The sequence below is a fragment of the Rhizobium sp. JAB6 genome (assembly GCF_003024605.1).
Lineage (GTDB): Bacteria > Pseudomonadota > Alphaproteobacteria > Rhizobiales > Rhizobiaceae > Rhizobium.
Genome location: NZ_PYJQ01000007.1, coordinates 1 through 20,784, shown reverse-complemented (window position 1 = coordinate 20,784; position 20,784 = coordinate 1). Strand labels below are relative to the sequence as shown.

Sequence of the window (20,784 nt, the reverse complement as noted above, 5' to 3'; positions counted from 1 at the left end):
GGATTTCAGCTTGTTGCCGGCGGCGCGTGGTGCTCGAGCTTCGCGTCTTCGCCGGCGACGTAATTGCCGAGCAGCCAGAGCGAGACCTCCGCAGCTTCCGCTGGCGTCTTGAATTCGAAGGTGCCGTTGTGATGCGGGACATCGAGGAAATCGACGGTCAAGCCGCGTCCGGTTTCCGAAATTTTGGCACGCGCCCTGCCCGGTTCGATCAGATGGACGCTGAAATGATTGCGCACGTTGCGCATGAAGCCGGCTTTGTCATCGTGCAGGCGCACGAAGACTGCCTGCCCGTCTGCGGTCGCCTGCAACTGGCGGATCGCTTCGGCCGGAAAGGCGCGGCCGAATTCCAGGATGGCAAGACCGGTATCGTGCAGGCCGTCTTCCTTGTTCTGCGATGCCATGCGCGTCGCGTAGTAGGCGATGAAGACGACGATCGCAAACAGTATGCACCAGACGACAATACCCACTGCAAGATCCCCCTGAAATGCAAATCAAGCGCCGGCTATCTCCATAAACGCCGAGACTTGCGCGAGCTTGGTGTATTTTAGATTTTCTTTGTAATCGACGCTATCGCCATGCGCAGCTGCCGGCGCCATTGCGGCAATACCAGGGATCGATCGAAGATGCCGGCGCCAAGCTTCTGCGCCTTCTTCAACACAGGCTCCGCCAATGTAACCGGCAGAAAGGCGGGGAATATCGCCTGCGGTACGGGGCCTGCGGCCCTCGCCTTGGCGAGATGATCGCGGCCAAGACCGGCAAAGGCTTCGACCGCTGCCGAAATGCGCGGCTTGTCTTCACCGGCGAGAAAACTGTCGCGATCGAGCCCTGTCGCCGAGAGAATCTCCAGCGGAAGGTAGAGCTGGCCGCGATGGCGATTTAGCGGCATCAGAAGCAGCAGACCGGCGATTGCCTGCGCGACGCCGGCATGACCGGCGGCATCTGCGGAACACTTCGCCTCGTCGGCGGACAGAACCAGGCTTGCAAGCTGGATGAGAGCGGACGCAGTCTCGCCGGCATAGCCTTCCAGGCTGCTGCGGCTTTCCATAGGATCGTCGTAGAGATCGAAGATGCGCGCATCGATCATGTCGATCAGCGTCTGGCGCGGTAGACGATACTCTTCGATCGCAGTGAGAAGTTCGAAGGCCAGCGGATTGGCCTCGCTCGAGCCGTGAGATTGCCCTTCGAGGAGATCGCGCCAGTACTGCATCCGCACTTCGCCGGGCAGCGGCTCATGCACGAGATCGCGCACGCGCGCCAGCTCGGCGTTGAAGGCATAGAGCGCGGCCAGAGCGGGACGCTTCTCCTCCGGCGCCAGCAGACAGGCGAGATAGCGATCACGGTCCGTGTCGCGAAGCGTCGCGAGGCAGATGTCCCGGTTGCTGCGGGGCGCGGCTGTTGTTGCCATACTCTTGATCCAAGGGTCAAACGGCAATCAGCGCCGCCGCCACGGCGCGCGATTCGGAAAGCATGATGTTGAAGGTGCGCACGGCGGCGCCGGTGCTCATCGGATCGGAGGAAATCTGCTTGGAGCGCAGTGCCGCCTTGAGATCGGCCGGCAGCGGACGCAGCTCCGTGCCAGTGCCGACCAGCAGCACTTCTATTTCCGCGGCTTCATCGAGAACCTTCTGGAAGCGGTCCGGCGTCAGCGCGTCGCCCTGCAGCATGTCCCAACCGTAGATGCCAGAAGGCAGGCACAGCAGCGAACCGCGATGCGACATGTCTGCAAAGCGGAAACCACCATTGCCGTAAGCGTCGATCGGTGCGCGCCCGGGGAAATGCGCGTTTCGGATTTCTATACCTTTAGCCACTGTCTCACACGCTGGTTTGCCTGACTGGATATTGCCGGCCGCGGGTCCATTGCTTTCGCCGCCGGTCTGGAACTTGTCCGGACGCAGCTTGAACAGGATCAGCACGGGCGCCGCAATATAAATCGACGAGAAAGTGCCCACAGCGACGCCGAAAAGCAGGACGAAGGTGAAGGCACGAATCACCTCGCCGCCGAAAATATAGAGCGCGAGCAGCGCCAGAAACGTGGTCGCGGATGTCAGAATGGTACGAGATAGCGTCTGATTGATGGAGGCATCGATCAAAATCGGCAGCGGCATCTGCGAATAGCGCTTCAGATTCTCGCGCATGCGGTCATAGACGACAACGGTGTCATTCAGCGAGTAGCCGACGATGGTCAGGATCGCGGCAATGCCGGTCATGTTGAATTCCATGCCTGACAGCACGAACAGGCCGAGCGTCAGGATGACGTCGTGCAGCGTCGCGATGATCGCGCCGACCGCGAACTGCCATTCGAACCGTAGCCAGATGTAGATTAGGATCGCCGCCAGCGCCGCGAGGACGGCAAGGGAGGCCGTCGTGGTGATCTCGCCCGATACGGCTGGACCGACCACCTCCACACGAGAGAAATTATAGGTCTTGCCCAATTCGTCCTGCACGAGGGAAACGGCCGATTGTTCAGCATTCTCGCCGCCGTCCTGCGCGTGGACGCGAATCACGGCGCCAAGCCGATCGGCCAGCCGCTCGACGCGCACGTCGCCAGGTACGACGGCCTCCAGGCGCGTCTGAATATCCGCAACGTCGGCGACACCCTGCTTGGCGCGGACCTGGATGATCGATCCCCCGGCAAAATCGATGCCGAGATGCATTCCGACCGTCGCGAAAGCAATGAGTGTGGCAACGGAAAGCGCGGCGGAGACCGTAAACGTATAGCGGCGGATGCCCATGAAGCGGATATTGGCATTATCGAAAATACCGCTGCGCACGCCAACCAGCAAAGTGCGCGGCTTGCGGCGTGAGATCCACATATTCACCAACGACCGCGTGACGAAGCAGGAAGTGAAGAAGGTCGAGATAACGCCGACCATCAACGTGGCGGCAAAGCCGCGCACCGCACCGGTGCTCGCATAGAAAAGAATGGCTGCAACGATCAGAACCGTCAGATTGGCATCGGCAACGGTCGCCGCCGCCCGGTTGAAGCCGTGGCGCAGCGCGTCGACGAGAAGATGGGTCTTCTTCTCCTCCTCGCGCACGCGCTCATAGATCAGCACCAGCGCATCGAGACCGATGCCGATGATGAGAACGATCGCGGCGACGCCAGGCAAGGTCAGCGTGATGCCGAGCAGTCCCATGAGGGCCGCGACCATGACCATGTTGATGACAAGCGATATGGTCGCGATGATGCCGAGCAGGCGGTAGAAGCCGATCATCAAGGCAGCAACGAAGATGGCGGCGGCAATGCAGGCAACTAGGCCGTAACGCGCCGTTTCTCCGCCAAGGCCCGGCTGAATGGTGCGCTCCTCGACCGTCGTCAGCGTTGCCGGCAGCGGGCCGCTCTTGATCATGACGGTCAGATCCTGTGCGCCCTGAGCGGTGAAATCTCCGGGAACGTCGATCTCACCGGTTGCAATGACCGTCTTCAGCGAGGCGGCGGAGATGACCTGATCGTCAAGCACGACGACGATGATCTTGCCGAGATTGCTGGCCGTCGCCTGCGCGAAGCGATGGGTCGCCTCCGGCGTCAGTTTGACGGAGACGGTGCCCTCGCCCTTCTGATTATCGACGACCGCGACGGCATCCGAAAAATCGATGTTCGAGAGCAACGGCTGCCGCTGGACCAGATAGCCGACGGGCGGATCGTCTTCGGAAAACAGCACGTCGGATCCGGCCGGCGGCTGTTTGTCCATGGCGTCCTGGACCGACATCGACTGATCGGTCAGTCGGAAGCTGAGTTTGGCGGGCTGGCCGAGAAGGTTTTTCAGCCGCTGGGCATCGGCAAGATCAGGCACCTGCACGACGATGCGGTCGGCTCCTTGCCTGCGGATTACGGGCTCGCCTACGCCGAGCTGTGCTATGCGGGCGTGGATGACCTTCATCGCACGCGCGGCCGCAGCCGACACATGGCTGTCGATGTCGGCATCGGTGATATCGAGCGTCAGCGCGCCGTTGTCCCCTTGGGACAGAACCACGGATGGCTTATCCGCTCCTGATGTCAACGGCCGCAGTGCCGTCAAGGCGGTCTGGACTTGCGCTGGGTCGCTGATGCGAAGCTGGATCTTGCGCCCGGTGCCGGTCAGGCCCGAATAGGCGACATTGACGGTGCGCAGCCGCGTCGAGATATCCCCGACGATGTTTTCCAGGCGATCCCTCTCGACATCGCCGCGTTCCATCTTCAGCAGCAGATGCGATCCGCCGCGAAGATCGAGACCTAGCTCGATCTTTCGATGTGCCCACCATGCCGGAATGGATGAAAGCGCGCGCTCGCCAAGCAGGTTGGGAGCGGCCAGAAGCACGCTCAAGAGAACGACGAACCAGATTAGGGCGGTCTTCCACCAGGAGACGTGCAGCATCGTTCTCTCGAATTAGGGCTTCCCCTACTGCGCCCACTTTCGACAGAAAATGCAACGGGCGCAGTAACACCTTGAATTTGTGCACAGTCCTTCAAGAAAGTCGATCTCGAATTTCGAAAATGCGCAGCAGCGGCGGGAGCCGCCTTTCGGGAGGAGCCTTACGCAGCGTCCGCCTTGACGGGCTCACCCTTGACGCGAACCTCGGAAATGGCGCTGCGAACGACGCGGATGCGCACGCCTTCGGCGATCTCGACTTCCAGTTCCTTGTCGTCGACGACCTTGGTGACCTTGCCGACGATGCCGCTGGTGACGATCTGATCGCCGCGGCGGATATTCTTCAGGATCTCGTCACGCTTCTTCGCCTGCGCGCGCTGCGGGCGGATGAGAAGGAAATACCAAACGACCATCAGCGGCACAAACAGGATGATCATTTCAAAGCCGGAACCGCCGAAGGCACTCGCGGCCGAATCTGTCGCGCTCTGCGCATATGCGTTGGTGATAAACATCGAGAACTCCCTTGAATTCCGAGCGGGAACAGGCCCCGCGTCAGGTGGCCGGAATATAGTTACACGTATGGCGAATGCAACAAAAACAGCCGTCAACCGTACCGTTTTCCCGGTCTGTTAGCCTTTCAGCTCCCAAAGGAGCATGATACCCGGCAAGACAGCGCGCGCATTTTACGACTTTCCTGTTCAATATTCAGGAGGAAACGGTGACTGAAGACCAAAACGCCCTGATCCTTGCCGAAGTCCGTCGCCTTGCCGACGCTGTCGAACGCCTGGCCGGGCCAGCCCCTGCCGTCAACGACTGGAATGCCGCCGATTGCTTCGTCTGGGTCCCTGCCCGACTTTATCTACAACCGGTCCCGCGGCCGAACCGGGTGGCGCTCACCCTCATCCGCGGCGTCGATCATGTTCGCGATATTCTGCACGAGAATACATTGCGTTTCGCGGAAGGGTTTGCGGCCAACAACGTGCTGCTCTGGGGCGCACGCGGCATGGGCAAATCCTCGCTCGTCAAAGCGGTGCATGAAGATGTACGGCGGGCGACCGGCGTGTCGCTAAAACTGATCGAAGTCCATCGCGAAGACATTTCCTCGCTACCGGTGCTGCTCGATATATTGAAGGCGACGCCGCATCGCATCATCATCTTCTGCGACGATCTCTCCTTCGACCACGACGATACAGCTTACAAGTCACTGAAGGCGGCGCTGGATGGCGGCGTGGAAGGGCGGCCGAATAATGTGCTGTTTTACGCGACCTCCAACCGCCGCCACTTATTGCCGCGCCACATGATGGAAAACGAACAGTCGACCGCCATCAATCCTTCGGAAGCCGTCGAGGAGAAAGTTTCGCTCTCCGATCGCTTCGGTCTCTGGCTCGGCTTCCACAGATGCAGCCAGGAAGATTATCTGCAGATGATCGATGCCTATGCCGATCACTTCAAGCTCGATCTCGACCGCGCGCAGATGCATCACGAGGCGCTTGAATGGGCGACGACCCGCGGCGCCCGGTCCGGCCGTGTCGCCTGGCAATATATCCAGGATCTTGCCGGCCGGCTGCGCATCATGCTCGATCGCGACTGATCTCGGAGCCACAAACGACAAAAAGCCCGGCACTGACCGGGCTTTTTGCAGAGTCCTTGAGACGCACTACCCTATTCAAGGAACGTCATTGGGTTGACCGGAGCCGAATTCTTACGGACTTCGAAGTGCAGCTGCGGCTGGCTGACATTGCCGCTCATGCCCGACGTTGCCAGCGTCTGGCCGCGCTGAACCTTCTGGCCGCGGCTGACGTTCAGCGCATCGGCGTGGCCGTAAACCGTAACCGTGCCGTCGTCGTGGCGGACGAGAACCGTGTTGCCGAGCTCCTTCAGGCCATTGCCGGCATAGATAACGACGCCGTTTTCGGCAGCCTTGATCGGCGTGCCCTCGGGAACGGAGATGTCGATCCCGTCGTTGCGGCTACCGTTGACGTTGGCGCCATAGCCGGCAACGACCGCACCGCGAACCGGCCAGCGATACTTGCCGATACCGGTTGCCTCAGGCGCATCGGCCTGCGCATCCGACTTTGCGGCATCATTGATGGACTGGCTTGGCGAAGCGGAGGCGACTTCCTTCGGCTTGGCAGGGGCATCCGCTTCCGTATCTGCATGCGCTACCGTCTTGGGCGCCTGCTTGGCGGCCGGGTCGGCAGCGGCCTGCTTCGGCTCTACAGGCAGCGCACCTGGTTTGGCGGAAGCCTTCTGGGGTTCGATGGACGCAGTCTTGACCGGATCCGCGGCGGCTACGCCACCGTGCGGCAATGCGAGCGCCTGGCCGATGCGAATGCTGTCGCCAGCCTGCATGTTGTTCGCACGCTTCAGTTCGGCGACGGAAACGCCGCTTTCCTTCGCGATTCTTGCCAGCGAGTCACCCGGCTTGACGACATAGGTCCCCTTCGGCGTCGGACCTTTGCCATTACCGGCCGCGAGCTTATTGGGATCAGCAAGGCCGGCCTGGGACTTGCCGCGCATCTGGTTGCCGGAAGGCAGAGCAAGTGCTTCCTGCTGCGGCGCCTTGGCCGGGCCGGGCATCTTGCCACCCTTGGAAAGGTCCGTCGCTTCAGCGGCCATCTTGGCCGGACCCGAAACACCTGCGCCATTCATCGTCGGGATGATGATCTGCTGGCCTGGCTGCGCGGCGGCACCATTGCGCAGACCGTTCGCGCGCAGGATTTCCTTTTCCGGAACACCGTAGCGGCGCGACAGCAGTGCAATATTCTCACCCTGATGCAGCGTTACGCTCGGAGCATTGACCGTCGTCCAGCCAGGAGACATCTGCTGCGCGGCGGCGGCCTTGATCGTGCCGGTCGACATTGTATCGGGAGCAAGCGCCGGCGCGGCACGGGAACCGTTATTGTTGCGAGATGCGGGGAAAGGCTGCGCCATTGCCTCGGACTCCGCCCGCGGCATCCGACGAGAATTGCCGGCGCTGGCGGAAGCGCTCGGAGGAGCGAGATCGGTGCGCTGAATTGCGACAGGCGCGGTCGAAGCCCGTGCACTGGAGTAGGATGGGTTATAGCGAGCCGGAGAATTCGGATATGGTTGCGACACCGGCGCGCTCTGCTGCGAATAATCCTGCTGGCTGTAGCCGCCCGCCTGAGCGACGTCGGCACGCGGCACCGGGTCGCCGTTCGGGCCATTGAGACTGCGGCGATTGATCGAGCCGGTCGTTACATTGTCCGTCTTACGGAAGAGACCGCTGAAGCGGGTCGTGTCCGAACTGCAAGCTGTGGCAGTGCTCGCCAGAAGAATGGCCACCAGGACTTTCCCTGCCGATTTGCTGACGTTTGAAGAAAGACTGAAACCCATGACTCGACCCACTTAAGACGCAACCGATTATGGGTCGATTAAAGCGCGTTAATCTTACCATGCGGTTAAAGCACTGGTGTCGCATGTGTTTTTTTGAGGAATTGCTAACCATAGAAAATGAAACGGCGCCAACCGCCCGTTTCACAAAGGCATCAGCCCGAATTGAGCCTCAAAGATAGGAGGCGAGCATCGGGACGATGGGCTGATAGGGAACGTCGAATAATTCTTCGCGCTCGAATCGGCTTCCCGTCTTCGTCAGACGCACCAGGCGACACGTATGCTCATCGACGATAAGCGGGGCTATCATCGAGCCGCCGGACACCAGCTGTTCGGCATAGAAGCGCGGCATCGTGGTAAAGGCCGCTGTGACCAGTATGCGATCGAAGGTGCCCTCGCCCGGCAAGCCGGCGCTGCCGTCCGCCTGACGGATGATGACGTTGCGCAGACCGAGCGCATCGATGCGCTGCTGCGCCGATGTCGTCAGCGTCTTATAGCGATCGATCGTCAGCACGCGCTCGACGATGCGCCCCATGACGGCAGCGGTGAAACCGCTGCCCGTACCGATTTCCAGTACGCGATGGCCCGGCTTGATCTTCAGACTGTGAAGAATTCGAACAACGAGATCGATGCCTTCCATGAAGGCACCGCAATCGATCGGGATGGTCCGGCTGGAATAGGCATCATCGGCAAACTGCACCGGCACAAAAGGCATGCGCGGCGTCTGCTCGACCGCCGTCATCAGATCGATGTCCAATATGCCCTCTGCCCGCAGCCGCAAAACCACGGCCGCGAAGCCTTCCTTTTCCACCAAACGAGGTGTCAATCCGCTACTCCATGCCGAGCGCCCGCGCCACGCGGTCTTGCGCCGAATAATCCGTCAAATCGAGTTTCAAAGGCGTTACCGAAATACGATTTTGTTTCAACGCCTGAATATCGGTTCCCGGACGGAAGATACCGTTTCGCTCGCCGAAGCGAAGCCAATAATAAGGGAAGCCGCGGCCATCGGCCCGCTCCTCGACCTGCACGTTGAATGCAAGATTGCCCTGTGCAGTCACTTCCGCTCCGTCGACCTCGGCGGGACGGCAATTCGGAAAATTCAGGTTGAGGAAGGTCCCGTCAGACAGATCGACATTCATGAGCTTGTTAAGCAAAGCCGGAGCATGTGCCTCTGCCACTTCCCAGGGGACGACCCGGGCGCCGTTTTCGTAGAGATAGGCCTGGCTCAGCGCGAAGGAGCGCACGCCCTGAAGCGTGCCTTCGATGGCGCCCGCGATGGTGCCGGAATAGGTGACGTCGTCAGCGACGTTCGAGCCGGAATTGACGCCCGAAAGCACCAGATCCGGCTTGATATCCATCACCTTGCGGATCGCCATGATGACGCAATCGGTCGGCGTTCCCCTGAGTGCATAATGCTTCTCGGAAACCTTGCGCATGCGCAGCGGCTCGGAAAGGCTCAATGAGTGGGCAAGACCACTCTGATCCGTCTCGGGCGCAACGACCCAGACATCGTCGGACAGAGTGCGGGCGATACGCTCCAATGCCGCCAGACCTTCGGCATGAATGCCGTCATCATTGGTCAGAAGAATCCGCATCGCCCCACCGCCCGATCATGCTGCCTTTTCGATCCTCTTCAGACCACCCATATATGGCAGGAGTGCGTCGGGGACAGTGACCGAGCCATCCGCATTGAGATAATTCTCAAGCACGGCGATCAGGCAGCGGCCGACGGCGGTGCCGGAGCCGTTCAGCGTGTGGACGAACTTGGTGTTCTTGTCGTCCTTGCCGCGGTAGCGGGCATTCATGCGCCGGGCCTGGAAATCACCGCAGACAGAGCAGGACGAAATCTCGCGATAGGTATCCTGCCCCGGCAGCCAGACTTCGAGATCGTAGGTCTTGCGTGCGCCAAAGCCCATGTCGCCGGTCGACAGCGTCATGACGCGGTAATGCAGGCCGAGACGCTTCAGCACCTCTTCCGCGCAAGCCGTCATCCGCTCATGTTCGGCAATGGAGCTTTCCGCATCGGTGATCGAGACCAGCTCGCACTTCCAGAACTGGTGCTGGCGCAGCATGCCGCGCGTATCGCGGCCGGCGGAGCCGGCTTCCGAACGGAAGGATGGCGTCAGCGCCGTAAAGCGCAGGGGCAGCTTCTCTTGATCAAGGATCTCGCCAGAAACGAGATTGGTCAGCGAAACCTCCGCCGTCGGGATCAGCCAGCGACCGTCCGTGGTCCTGAAGGAATCCTCGGAAAATTTCGGCAGCTGGCCGGTTCCGAACATCGCCTCGTCGCGTACCATCAGCGGTGCGCTGACTTCGGTGTAGCCGTGCTCGCCGGTGTGCAGATCGAGCATGAACTGGCCAAGCGCGCGTTCAAGACGAGCAAGCTGCGAGGTCAACACCGTGAAGCGCGAGCCCGAAAGCTTTGCCGCGCGCTCGAAATCCATGTAGCCCAGCGCTTCGCCGATATCGAAATGTTCTTTCGGTTCATGGTTCCAGGTCGGCTTGGCGCCCCAGACACGCTTGACGACGTTGTCGTGCTCGTCCTTGCCGACGGGCACGTCGTCCAGCGGAATGTTGGGGATGCGCGAAAGTGCGTCGTTGAGCTCCGCCGTCAGAGCGCGCTCTTCCTCTTCCGCCGCCGGCAGCGAGGTCTTGATGTCAGCGACTTCGGCCTTCAGCTTTTCGGCAACCTCTGTGTTCTTCTGCGCCATCGCTGCGCCGATCTCTTTCGAAGCGGCGTTGCGGCGGGACTGCATGTCCTGGACGGACTGAATGACGGAGCGGCGCTTCTCATCGAGCGCGATGAGGCTTTGCGACTGAGGCTCCGCACCGCGCTTGGCAAGCGCTGCATCGAAAGCTTCGGCATTCTCACGAATCCATCTGATATCAAGCATCTTCGTTCCAGGTCGTTTGACATGAGTATAACTCCGGCCGAGACTTCGGTCGGAGGTCGAACCGGCAAATAGATGTGAAACGAGGCTAAGCCTTCTTCACCTAGACGCCATCCGTCTTGGCGATATCGGAACTTCCGCCACTCTCTTCAAGCGCTTGCCGGGCACGCTGGCGTTCCACGAGTCGCGCCGCGTAGATGGAAATCTCGTAGAGAAGGATTGTCGGCAGTGCAAGGCCGATCTGGGACATCGGGTCCGGCGGCGTCAGCACGGCGGCGACGATGAACGCAAAAACAATGGCAAACTTGCGCTTTTCCGCCAGCCAGGCCGAGGTCAGGAGGCCGACGCGCGCAAGCAGAGTCGTGATGACGGGCAGCTGGAAGACGAGGCCGAAGGAGAAGACCAGCGTCATGATGAGGCTCAGATATTCAGAGACCTTCGGCATCAGCGCGATACCGACCTGACCGTCACCGCCCGTCTGCTGCATCTTGAGGAAGAACCACATCACCATGGGCGTGAAGAAGAAATAGACGAGCGCCGCGCCCATCAGGAACAGAACCGGCGACGCGATCAGAAACGGCAGGAAGGCATTGCGCTCGTTCTTGTAGAGCCCCGGCGCGACGAACTTGTAGATCTGTGAAGCGATGATCGGGAAGGAAATCACCAGGGCGCCGAACATGGCGACCTTCACCTGCGTGAAGAAGAACTCCTGCGGCGCGGTATAGATCAGTTCGGATTTGGCGAGATCGAGATGAGCCCACTCGACCGCCCATTTGTACGGGTAGACCAAATAATTGAAAAGATGCTTCGCCACGGCGAAACATCCGATGAAGGCAACGAAGAACGCAAGGAGCGACCAGATCAGCCGCGTGCGCAATTCCATAAGGTGTTCGATAAGCGGCTGCGGCTTATCGTCGATATCACCCGTCATGCCTGGTCCTTCTTCTTGGGCGTTCTAGGCGTCGCCTTGGTGGCCGTCACAGCGAGGCGCTTCCTGGGAGCTGGAAGCGCCTTCTCTACGGCAGGAGCGGTCGCGGCCTTGCGCGGGGCGCGCTTTGGTTTTTCCGTTACGACGGGCGTCTGGACGGCCGCGGCGGCAACGTCTTCAAATTTGGCGATAGCCTTGGCGCGCGGCTTGCGCACGGCCTTTGGCTTCTCGGCGGCTTCGCTGACAACAACTTGGCTCGGGGCAGCGACTGGCTGCGGCGCGGGTGCAACGACCGGTGCAGAATCCAGCGGCACTGACGTCGAACCCAGCGCTTCCGGCAGGCCGGACGTAACACCGGGAACCGGTTCAGACGGCAACGGCGTGGCGGCCGGAGCTGCTTTGTCCGGCGTTGCCGTACGCTGGAGATCTGCCTTTATCTCATTGCCCATTTCCCGCAGCGGGTTCATGGCTTCCCGTAGCGAGTGGACCGGATTGAGCTTCTGCGCATCGGCAATCGTCTGGCGCACATCGTCCAGATCCGCCTCGCGCATGGCTTCATCGAACTGAGCGCGGAATTCACCAGCGACTTTCCTGGCCCGCGCCGTCATCTTACCGATGGTTCGCAATGTCGACGGCAGCTCCTTGGGGCCAATCACCACCAAGGCCACGACGCCAATAACCACCAGCTCGGACCAGCCTATATCGAACATGCAAAGGCTCCTGGGCCAATGGCAAACCTTTCAGCTTGCGCCTGCCCGAACATGATTACTTCGTTTCGTCAGCCTTGTGCTCGACCGTACGGGACGCCGTCGACGCGGATGCCGACGTATCTTCGTCGTCGCTCATGCCCTTCTTGAAGCTCTTGATGCCCTTGGCGACGTCACCCATCAGCTCCGGGATCTTTCCACGGCCGAACAACAACAGCGCGATGGCCAGGACGATGAGCCAGTGCCATATGCTTAGAGAACCCATTGCTTTAACTCCCAATTACAGTGTCTTCCCGATGTAAGACGTTTGCGGATGTTTTTCAAACACCAAAATGTGGCGCATCCACGCATATCGGGAGGACGAACGCCGATGCGGGCGACCAGACGTCTCCAGGCAGAGAGGATGATTGTTATATTCGCACCCGCTGATGGCAAAAGAGAGACCTGACGCGCCGTTTCGCGAAAATCTGCCGATGCGGTCGCGGTCGCCTGCCGGGAACCGATCGATGGTTCAATCGCTTGAGCCCGCGCCGCTCGGCGGCAGGATGCCGAGTTCCTCCAGATCCAGCTGCGTGATGGGATCTTCGTCCTCGGTGAGCTCGTCACTCATCAGGGGGGAGGGAATATTGAAGTTGGCCGGAATCCGCCCCGACAGCAGCCCCGCCCCCTTCAACTCTTCGAGACCGGGCAAGTCACGCAGCTCTTCCAGGCCGAAATGATCGAGGAAATCGCGCGTCGTGCCGAGCGTCACCGGCCGTCCCGGCGTGCGGCGGCGGCCACGAAACCGTACCCAGCCGGATTCCATCAGCACGTCGAGCGTGCCCTTGGAGGTCTGTACGCCCCTGATATCCTCGATCTCGGCGCGCGTGACGGGCTGGTGGTAAGCGATGATGGCCAACACTTCCAGCGCCGCGCGGGACAGCTTGCGTACCTCGCTCTCGTCGCGCCGGATCACGAAGGAAAGATCGGCCGCCGTTCGGAAGGCCCAGGCGCCATCCACCTGTACGAGATTGACACCACGCATGGCGTAATCGGCCTTGAGCTTCCGCATGATGGCAGGAATATCGACGCCACGCGCCACGCGCTCGGCAATGAAGGTCTCGGAAACCGGCTGCGCCGAGGCGAAGACCAGCGCTTCTGCAATGCGTTCGGCCTCGCTCAGCCGGCGCTCATCGACATCGGACGCTTCCGCCTCGTGCTCCAAATGCTGCTCGTCGTCCGGTTCCGTCACGCGCTTCCCTGCCCTATTCCGCTGCTTCCAGCGACGAATGCTTCGGCCCGCGCCGCATGTAAAGCGGCTGAAACGCACCTTCCTGACGAATTTCCAGTTGCCCTTCGCGCACCAACTCGAGCGAGGCCGCAAAGGCGCTGGCGATCGCCGTCACCCGCTCGCTCGAAGTTGCCATATATCTCAATAGGTAATGCTCCAGGGCCGTCCAATCGGTGATTTCGCCGATCATACGGTCCAGGATCACGCGGGCATCGGCAAGCGACCAGACACGGCGCTTCTCGATCGTCACCTGGGTCACGGCCTGGCGCTGGCGCAGGCTGGCATAGGCTGTCAGGAGATCATAAAGGCTGGCATCGAAGGCCGATTGGCGGCGATCGGGAATATGCTCCGGCGCGCCACGCGCGAAGATATCGCGGCCGAGGCGATTGCGATTGACCAGATCGGTTGCCGCATCGCGCATGGCCTCGAGGCGCTTCAGCCGGAAGGCAAGCGTTGCCGCCATCTCCTCGCCCGTCGGCCCGTCTTCCTTGCTCTGCTGCGGGATGAGCAGCTTGGATTTCAGATAGGCGAGCCATGCGGCCATGACGAGATAATCGGCCGCAAGCTCGATGCGGATGCGACGGGCGCTGTCGATGAACTGAAGATATTGCTCGGCAAGCGCAAGCACGGAAATACGGGATAGATCGACCTTCTGGGTGCGCGCCAGATGCAGCAGGAGATCCAGTGGCCCTTCGAAGCCGGCAAGATCAACGACGAGCGCCGGCTCATGCGAGCCGCGCTGGGTCTCGCCTTCCTGCCAGAGCTTGTCCATCGGCGTTGCCGCCTGCTGAAGCTTGTCCGTGCTGCCGCTCACTCTGTCACCCATCCGTTCCTTGAAGTCCGGTTTTACGCTACGGCGAAGATCGCGTCGAATTCCGCCCGAATAGAGGCTTCATCGGCGCCGTCATTCTTGCCGAGAGCGGCTTCGACCGCCTTGGCTCTCGCCAGCGACGCACCCGCCAGCGCCGGAACATTGCGAACCACCTGCTGCATCTCGTCCATGAGGCCGTTGCAATGCAGCACGATATCGCATCCGCCCGCAACAATATTCGCCGCGCGCTCGCCGATCGTGCCTTTCAGTGCATTCATCGAGGTATCGTCCGACAGCAGCAGCCCTTGGAAACCAATGTAGCCGCGGATGATCTCCTCGTTCACCTTGCGCGAGGTCGTCGCCGGGTTCTCCGAATCGATATCGGTGAAGACGACATGGCACGTCATCGCCATCAGCTCATCCTTGAGCGCCACGAAGGGTGCGAAATCATGCGCCTCCAGCTCTGCGCGCGGAACCGAGACGACGGGCAGTTCGTGATGCGAATCGGCAAAGCCGCGGCCGTGGCCGGGCATGTGCTTCATCACGGGCAGCACGCCGCCGGCTTTCAGGCCTTCCGCGGCAGCACGCCCCATCTCCGTTACCGTCACCGGATCGGCACCATAGGCGCGATTGCCGATGACATTGCTCGATCCCTCCACCGGCACGTCCAGCACCGGCAGACAATCGACATTGATGCCGAACTTCAGCAAATCAAAGGCATGGAGCCGCGACATCAGCCACGCGGCACGCACGCCTCGTTCGCGATCCTGACGATAGATGTCACCGAGTGCCTGGCCCGACGGATAATGCGGCAGGATCGGCGGACGGATGCGCTGCACCCTGCCGCCCTCCTGATCGATGAAAACAGGCGCATCACGGCCGACGCTATCGCGCAGGGACGCAACGAGATCGGCGATCTGTGCCGGCTCGGAAATATTGCGTCCGAACAGGATGAAGCCCCAAGGCTGCTCTCCCTGATAGAAGGATCGCTCTTCGGGCGTGATGGTGTGGCCGCTACAGCCAAGGATCATGGATTTCGATTCGGTCATATCCGAATCATAAGGCTTGCGCCGGGAAATGCGAGTGACGTCAAGCGGAGATACACAGGAAGAGCACGTTACAAACGAAAACGGCGAACAGATGCCGCCGTTTTCCAAATTTTGTATCTGAATTTACTTCGAGATCAGGCAGGTGCCGCCGGCGGCGCGATAGCGCGTGCAGATGGCCGCGGCCTCATCCTTCGAGCCGGCGACGACGCGGACGCGATAGTAAGTGCCCTTGCCGGCGATGTCGGCCTTGCGAATCTCCAGAGGATGGTTGCCGATGACGCTGGCGAACTTGACCTTGAGGTTCGCCTGCGACTTCTGCGCATCGGCTTCGGTCGGCAGGGATGCGATCTGCACACCATAAGCGCCGCCGCCTGCAGCGGAGGTCGCTGCCGGGGCAGCCGCCGCCGGGCTGGCCGATGCGACCTGCTTCGGCTGAGCCTTGGGCTGAGCTTGGGCTTGGGCCTCCTGGACCGGAGCAGCCGTATTCGCCTTAGCAGGCTCAGGACGTGCCGTCGGGACCGGGTTCGTCTTCACGACGCGGATCGGCGTGCTTTCGGCACTGGCGGCATCGGCGTCGTCCGACTGGGCCGCTGCCGGCGTGTTTGCCTGAGACGGGCGCGAATTGGTCGATGCGACCGGATTGTTCGCCGGCTTGGCGGCGGGGGGCGCCGTATCGGCCACCGGCTCGTCGCGCGGCACCAGCGAGCCGTCCGGCTTGACGATCATCGTGCGCACCTTGCGCGGCGAAACCGACGGCACCTGATCGTCGTTGTTGGCGGCGACATTGGTATTGCCGCCATTCTGGTTCGGCAGCAGGCGCGGATCTTCGGTTTCACCGACCGGTGTCGACGTGACCTGATCGCCGCTGCCGTCATCGGGAGATACCGCTTCGGGGATCAGCGTCTTCTGGACGACATCGACCGGCTGTTCGTTGGAGGAGACAAGCTCCTTCTGCTTCGGCGCTGCGGTGCCATCGCCGGCAACGCGGTCATAGACGGCCTTGTCCTGATTCGGGACGACAGTGCCGCCCGGATTTTCGGGAGCGACCTTTACCGGATCGCTATCGGCCGCGATCACACGCGGCTCGCCGGAGAAGCTGGAGAGCGGCGTCCCGTGACGGACCCAGCTATAGGCGCCGTAGGCACCGACGCCAAGAGCCACGACGACAGCAGCGGTCGTAACGATGCCACGCACCGAACGAACCGGACGGTGGCTGCCCGCGGCCGGGTTCAGCGTCATCCTGGCGACATTCTCGACCGGATGAGAAGCTTCGCGATAGCTGCGACGGAAGTCCTCCTCCAGCGCGCGTTCGAACTCGTCGAATTCCTCTATCGGCTGCTTTGCGGCGGGAGCAGCAGGCTGGGCAGCCGCATTCTTCGACCAGGAGGCAGCGGTTGCGATACCGCCAAGTGCGGCGGCAACGGCGGGCTTGCTCGGTTCGGGAGCGACCTCCCTGGCCGGAGTACCCAGAAGGCTCGCCATTTCCGAATCGAGATCGAAATCAAATTCCGGCGGCACCGCGATCGGCTCCTCCGGTTCGATCGCCGGCAGATGCGGAACATGGGAACCCTCGAAGGTTTCGACACGATCCTCCGTCTCGGCGATTTCCGTCGGATCGAACGGCAGCGGCTGGTCGGCTTCGAATACCGCCGCTGCCTTGGTCGCGGCAGGCGCAGCATTTACGGCTGATGCCGGCGCAGGCTGCATGGGCTGCGGCGCCGCAGCGGCAAACACCGGAGCAGCAGGTACAAACACCGGAGCAGCAGGTGCAGGCGCAACCGGGGTTGCACGGGAAAGAACCGGCTCGGCCATCGGAGCAGCCGGAGCCGGTTGCCGTGCGCCGTAAGACTTGTCGGCCTCAGCGAAATCGAAACCCGCAAGTTCCATTTCGATATCGGCCAGATCGAATTCGAAGTCCTGATCGGCGAAGGGATCTTCCGCACCGAAGGAAATCGGCTTTGCCTCTGCGCGTTGCACCACAGGAGCGGAAGCGACCGGCAGCTCCGCAGGCTCCGGGAAGGAGGTGCTGAAAATTCCGACAGCCGGTTCTTCCTTGGCTGCCGGCGCATCGGCCCGGGATGGAACCGGATAGCGATTCACGTCGGCAAGAAGGGCATCGATCTCGGCCGAAAGCGCTGCCGGATCGGCCTTGACCACCTTTGGGGGCTCGGGCGCACGGAAGACGGCAGGAGCCGGCTGCGCGGCGGGTTCCGAAGAGCGCGGGAGATCAATGGGATCGAACGCTTCAAAATCGACGGCACCATCGAAGAGCGCCTCGTCGGAAGCGGCCTTCGGAGCGGGAGCAGCCGGCGTGATTTGCTCACGCGGGGCAGCCGGGGTTGCCAGCGTAAAGTTCGCAAGCGGCAACCTTATGGTGGCAGCAGCGGATTGCGGCGTCGGCTTCACCACCGGGGCAGTTGGCTGCGGCTCGACGGACGCAGACTTCGGGGCTGAGTGCAAAACCGGCGCGATCGACATTTCGAGCTCGTCGATCAGATCGCGAGCGCCGATCGTCGGCTTGATCGGAGCCGCAGGCTGAGGCGCTGGTTCTTCGAACTTCGGCTGTTCAAACTTAGGTTCGACCCGTACCGGCTCAGCTGAAAGGGCGGCCTGCTCATGGCTCGGCGGCGCCACTTGCTCCGCCGGAGCCGAAATGTCATTTGCCGGACTCATTCGCGGCGTATCGTAACGCTCGAATTCGCGAAGAAGTTCGTCTTCAAGGTTGAAGGCAGGGTCCTGCCGTTGAACCGAAGCATTCGCCTGAGCGGCGGGGCGCGGCTCGAAACCTACGATACGAGCAAGTTCCGCAAGCGGATCATCATCCGCAAAGAACTTGTCGTTTCCGCTTGCGCGATACGCGAACTGTTTTTCTGCCATCACCCGTTCCACTCGAAAACGCTTCAACTAATGCCAGCGCAATGTGGGTAAATGGTGACGTTTATCGCATTTCGTCCGGTGCTGCGGTCCCGGTTATACCAAGACCCGACTTCAAAACCGACGCGACAGCGTACACCAGCCCAAGTCTGGCTATGCTCAATTCTCGGTTCTTATCGTTAACAAAACGTAATTCCGGTAAATCTTTACCTTTATTCCAGTGTCCGTGGAAGGAACTGGCCAAATCGTAAAGATAAAAAGCGATGCGATGCGGTTCTTGAGACTGTGCTGCAGCTTCGATGATTCGCGGGAATTCCGCAATCTTCGCAACAAGCTGCAATTCAGCGGGATCGGAGATCGCGCCGATGACGGCCTTGGACAGGTCGAGCGAGGCGATATCGAGGTCCGGGAAGGCTTCCTTGGCCTGGCGGAAGACCGACATGCAGCGGGCATGCGCGTACTGCACATAGAAGACCGGATTGTCCTTCGACTGCTCGGTGACCTTGGCGAAATCGAAGTCCAGCGGCTCGGAATTCTTCCGGTAAAGCATCATGAAGCGCACCGAATCGCGACCAACCTCATCGACGACTTCGCGCAGGGTGACGAAATCGCCCGAGCGCTTCGACATCTTCACCGGTTCGCCGTTTCGATACAGCTTGACGAGCTGGCACAGGAGCACCGTCAGCTTCGCCGCGCCATCGGAAACGCCACGGGCGACCGCCTCAAGCCGCTTGACGTAGCCGCCATGGTCGGCGCCGAGAATGTAGATCATCTCGTTGAAGCCGCGGTCGAACTTATTCTTGAAGTAAGCAACATCGGCGGCAAAGTAAGTATAGGAACCATCCGACTTGATCAGCGGGCGATCGATATCGTCACCCACCTCCGTCGACCGGAACAGCGTCTGCTCGCGATCTTCCCAGTCTTCCGGCAGCTGCCCCTTCGGCGGCGGCAGTGCGCCCTTGTAGACATAGCCCTTGAAGGTCAGGTCGTTGATCGCGGTACGGATGAGGGCCGCGCCATTGGCATGCAGCGTGCGCTCGGAGAAAAACACGTCGTGATGGACGTTCAGCGCCTCCAGATCCTCCTTGATCATCGCCATCATCGCATCGATGGCACGCTCCTTGACGATCGGAAGCCATTGATCTTCCGGCATGCCGCGCAGCTTGGTGCCGAATTCCTTGGCAAGCGCTTCGCCGACCGGAACGAGATAATCACCTGGATAGAGGCCCGGCGGTATCTCGCCGACCTGCTCGCCCAGCGCCTCGCGGTAACGAATGAAGACGGAGCGCGCCAGCACGTCGATCTGAGAGCCCGCATCGTTGATGTAATATTCCTTGGTGACGTCATAGCCGGAGAAGGCCAGCAGATTCGCCAGCGCATCGCCGACGACGGCGCCGCGGCAATGGCCGACATGCATCGGTCCGGTCGGGTTGGCCGAAACATATTCGACATTGACCTTCTGCCCCTCGCCGATCTTGGAGCGGCCGAACTTTTCGCCTTCGGCGATCATCGTGGACAGCAGCCGCTGCCAGTAGCCGACCGAAAGACGGATATTGATGAAGCCGGGTCCTGCCACCGAAACCTCGGCGACATCAGCATCTTCCTTCAGCTTGGCGACAATGATCTCAGCGAGCGCACGCGGATTCGTGCCCAACGGCTTTGACAGAACCATGGCCGCATTGGTAGCGACATCGCCGTGGCTGGCATCGCGCGGCGGCTCCACGCCGATACGTCCGAAATCGAGCTCAGATCGCTTTTCTCGCACAATATCAATTTGTTCGAGAGCGTTCTTAATTCTTACTTCGAAGTCGGTGAAAAGGTTCATCATATCGTCCACGCATGAGCTTCGGCGAGCCGCTATCGGCCCGACGCCGCCGCTGCCTACCGCAAATCGGGAGTCTGGTCAAACAGGCGCTTGTGGGCGCTGATGGCATAGGTGTCCGTCATGCCGGCAAGATAGTCGCCGACATGCCTTGCCTTCGGGGCGATCGCCAGCCCCGCAATATGATCGACCCAGTAATGGCTCTGCATCTCCCTGGGATTTTCCATATAGGCGCGGAAAAGGTCCGTGACGATCTGCGCCGCGCCGGCACGGATGCGCATGATGTCGGGATGACGATAGATGCGCTTGAACAGCATCTGTTTGATCAGCTTGTCGGTCTCGGCCATCTCGGGCGAGAAAGTCGCGATGATCCGCCCGGCAGCACGGATGTCGGCCACATTGCCGGGCTTGATTTCGGCGAGCGCCTGCTGCGAAACGGCGATCACATCCTCCACCATGCGGGTGATCTGCCGGCGCATGATCTCGTTCGTGAAACGGCTCGCCTCCAGATGCGGATAGCGTGCCCTTACCTCCGCCATCAGCCCGGCGAGAAACGGCACTTCCTCCAGCATGTCGAAAGTCAGATAGCCTGAACGCAAGCCGTCGTCGATGTCGTGCGTATTGTAGGCGATGTCATCCGCGATCGCGGCGACTTGCGCTTCAAGGCTGGCATAGGAGGCGATTTCGAGATCGTGGATCTCGCAATAATCGAGGATTGGCTGCGGCACC

At 61.0% G+C, this 20,784-nt stretch carries 17 protein-coding genes and 2 pseudogenes; 1 reads left to right on the top strand and 18 read right to left on the bottom strand.

Annotated features, from left to right (window positions below):
* Positions 1–5 precede the first annotated feature (5 nt).
* From C7U61_RS08805 to yajC, 5 genes and pseudogenes are all read right to left on the bottom strand, one after another.
* Positions 6–467: a hypothetical protein gene (locus tag C7U61_RS08805; protein ID WP_106997739.1), complete on the bottom strand. Its 462-nt coding sequence runs from the start codon at positions 465–467 to the stop codon at positions 6–8.
* Between the two features lie 77 nt (positions 468–544).
* A complete protein-coding gene (locus C7U61_RS08800) occupies positions 545–1,405 on the bottom strand; it encodes a phytoene/squalene synthase family protein (RefSeq protein WP_106997738.1) in 861 nt (286 codons plus the stop codon).
* 16 nt (positions 1,406–1,421) lie between these two features.
* Positions 1,422–1,808 (bottom strand): Mth938-like domain-containing protein, encoded by a 387-nt coding sequence (locus C7U61_RS19735; RefSeq protein ID WP_112421411.1) that lies wholly within the window; start codon positions 1,806–1,808, stop codon positions 1,422–1,424.
* Positions 1,809–1,826: 18 nt separating this feature from the next.
* Positions 1,827–4,355 (bottom strand): annotated as a pseudogene (gene secDF / locus C7U61_RS08795) (protein translocase subunit SecDF); the annotation flags it as partial.
* A 158-nt stretch (positions 4,356–4,513) separates the two neighbouring features.
* Positions 4,514–4,861: a preprotein translocase subunit YajC gene (yajC, locus tag C7U61_RS08790; protein ID WP_106997736.1), complete on the bottom strand. Its 348-nt coding sequence runs from the start codon at positions 4,859–4,861 to the stop codon at positions 4,514–4,516.
* Positions 4,862–5,067: 206 nt separating this feature from the next.
* Here yajC and C7U61_RS08785 point away from each other — a divergent pair, with 206 nt between their 5' ends.
* Complete coding sequence (locus C7U61_RS08785; protein WP_106997735.1) at positions 5,068–5,940, top strand: ATP-binding protein; 873 nt, start codon at positions 5,068–5,070, stop codon at positions 5,938–5,940.
* Positions 5,941–6,011: 71 nt separating this feature from the next.
* On the opposite strand, the gene C7U61_RS08780 is transcribed toward C7U61_RS08785, so the two are convergent.
* The 13 genes and pseudogenes from C7U61_RS08780 to C7U61_RS08720 form a co-directional block, all read right to left on the bottom strand.
* The gene (locus C7U61_RS08780) at positions 6,012–7,706 is read right to left on the bottom strand and encodes a peptidoglycan DD-metalloendopeptidase family protein (RefSeq protein ID WP_106997734.1); all 1,695 of its coding nucleotides are present in this window, start codon (positions 7,704–7,706) and stop codon (positions 6,012–6,014) included.
* A gap of 169 nt (positions 7,707–7,875) precedes the next feature.
* The gene (locus C7U61_RS08775) at positions 7,876–8,529 is read right to left on the bottom strand and encodes a protein-L-isoaspartate(D-aspartate) O-methyltransferase (RefSeq protein ID WP_106997733.1); all 654 of its coding nucleotides are present in this window, start codon (positions 8,527–8,529) and stop codon (positions 7,876–7,878) included.
* A gap of 4 nt (positions 8,530–8,533) precedes the next feature.
* A complete protein-coding gene (gene surE / locus C7U61_RS08770; protein ID WP_106997732.1) occupies positions 8,534–9,298 on the bottom strand; it encodes a 5'/3'-nucleotidase SurE in 765 nt (254 codons plus the stop codon).
* Between the two features lie 15 nt (positions 9,299–9,313).
* On the bottom strand, positions 9,314–10,597 hold the full coding sequence (gene serS / locus C7U61_RS08765) for a serine--tRNA ligase (protein WP_106997731.1): 1,284 nt from the start codon (positions 10,595–10,597) through the stop codon (positions 9,314–9,316).
* A gap of 100 nt (positions 10,598–10,697) precedes the next feature.
* Positions 10,698–11,525, bottom strand: coding sequence for a twin-arginine translocase subunit TatC (gene tatC, locus C7U61_RS08760; RefSeq protein WP_106997730.1), 828 nt, complete (start codon positions 11,523–11,525; stop codon positions 10,698–10,700).
* Positions 11,522–12,232, bottom strand: a complete 711-nt coding sequence (tatB, locus tag C7U61_RS08755; protein ID WP_106997729.1) for a Sec-independent protein translocase protein TatB — start codon at positions 12,230–12,232, stop codon at positions 11,522–11,524. Before tatB ends, tatC begins: the two co-directional genes overlap by 4 nt.
* A gap of 55 nt (positions 12,233–12,287) precedes the next feature.
* Positions 12,288–12,494 carry a twin-arginine translocase TatA/TatE family subunit gene (locus tag C7U61_RS08750; RefSeq protein ID WP_106997728.1) on the bottom strand — a complete coding sequence of 69 codons (207 nt, stop codon included), beginning with the start codon at positions 12,492–12,494 and terminating at the stop codon, positions 12,288–12,290.
* A 246-nt stretch (positions 12,495–12,740) separates the two neighbouring features.
* Entirely contained in the window at positions 12,741–13,433 is a 693-nt protein-coding gene (scpB, locus tag C7U61_RS08745) for an SMC-Scp complex subunit ScpB (protein ID WP_245410780.1), read from the bottom strand.
* A gap of 40 nt (positions 13,434–13,473) precedes the next feature.
* Positions 13,474–14,325, bottom strand: a complete 852-nt coding sequence (locus C7U61_RS08740) for a ScpA family protein (RefSeq protein ID WP_106997726.1) — start codon at positions 14,323–14,325, stop codon at positions 13,474–13,476.
* Between the two features lie 20 nt (positions 14,326–14,345).
* Complete coding sequence (gene nagZ, locus C7U61_RS08735; protein WP_106997725.1) at positions 14,346–15,359, bottom strand: beta-N-acetylhexosaminidase; 1,014 nt, start codon at positions 15,357–15,359, stop codon at positions 14,346–14,348.
* A 123-nt stretch (positions 15,360–15,482) separates the two neighbouring features.
* Positions 15,483–18,236: an SPOR domain-containing protein gene (locus C7U61_RS08730; RefSeq protein ID WP_106997724.1), complete on the bottom strand. Its 2,754-nt coding sequence runs from the start codon at positions 18,234–18,236 to the stop codon at positions 15,483–15,485.
* A 61-nt stretch (positions 18,237–18,297) separates the two neighbouring features.
* Positions 18,298–20,058 carry an arginine--tRNA ligase gene (gene argS, locus C7U61_RS08725; RefSeq protein WP_106997938.1) on the bottom strand — a complete coding sequence of 587 codons (1,761 nt, stop codon included), beginning with the start codon at positions 20,056–20,058 and terminating at the stop codon, positions 18,298–18,300.
* Between the two features lie 56 nt (positions 20,059–20,114).
* A pseudogene (locus C7U61_RS08720) lies at positions 20,115–20,784 on the bottom strand (deoxyguanosinetriphosphate triphosphohydrolase); the annotation flags it as partial.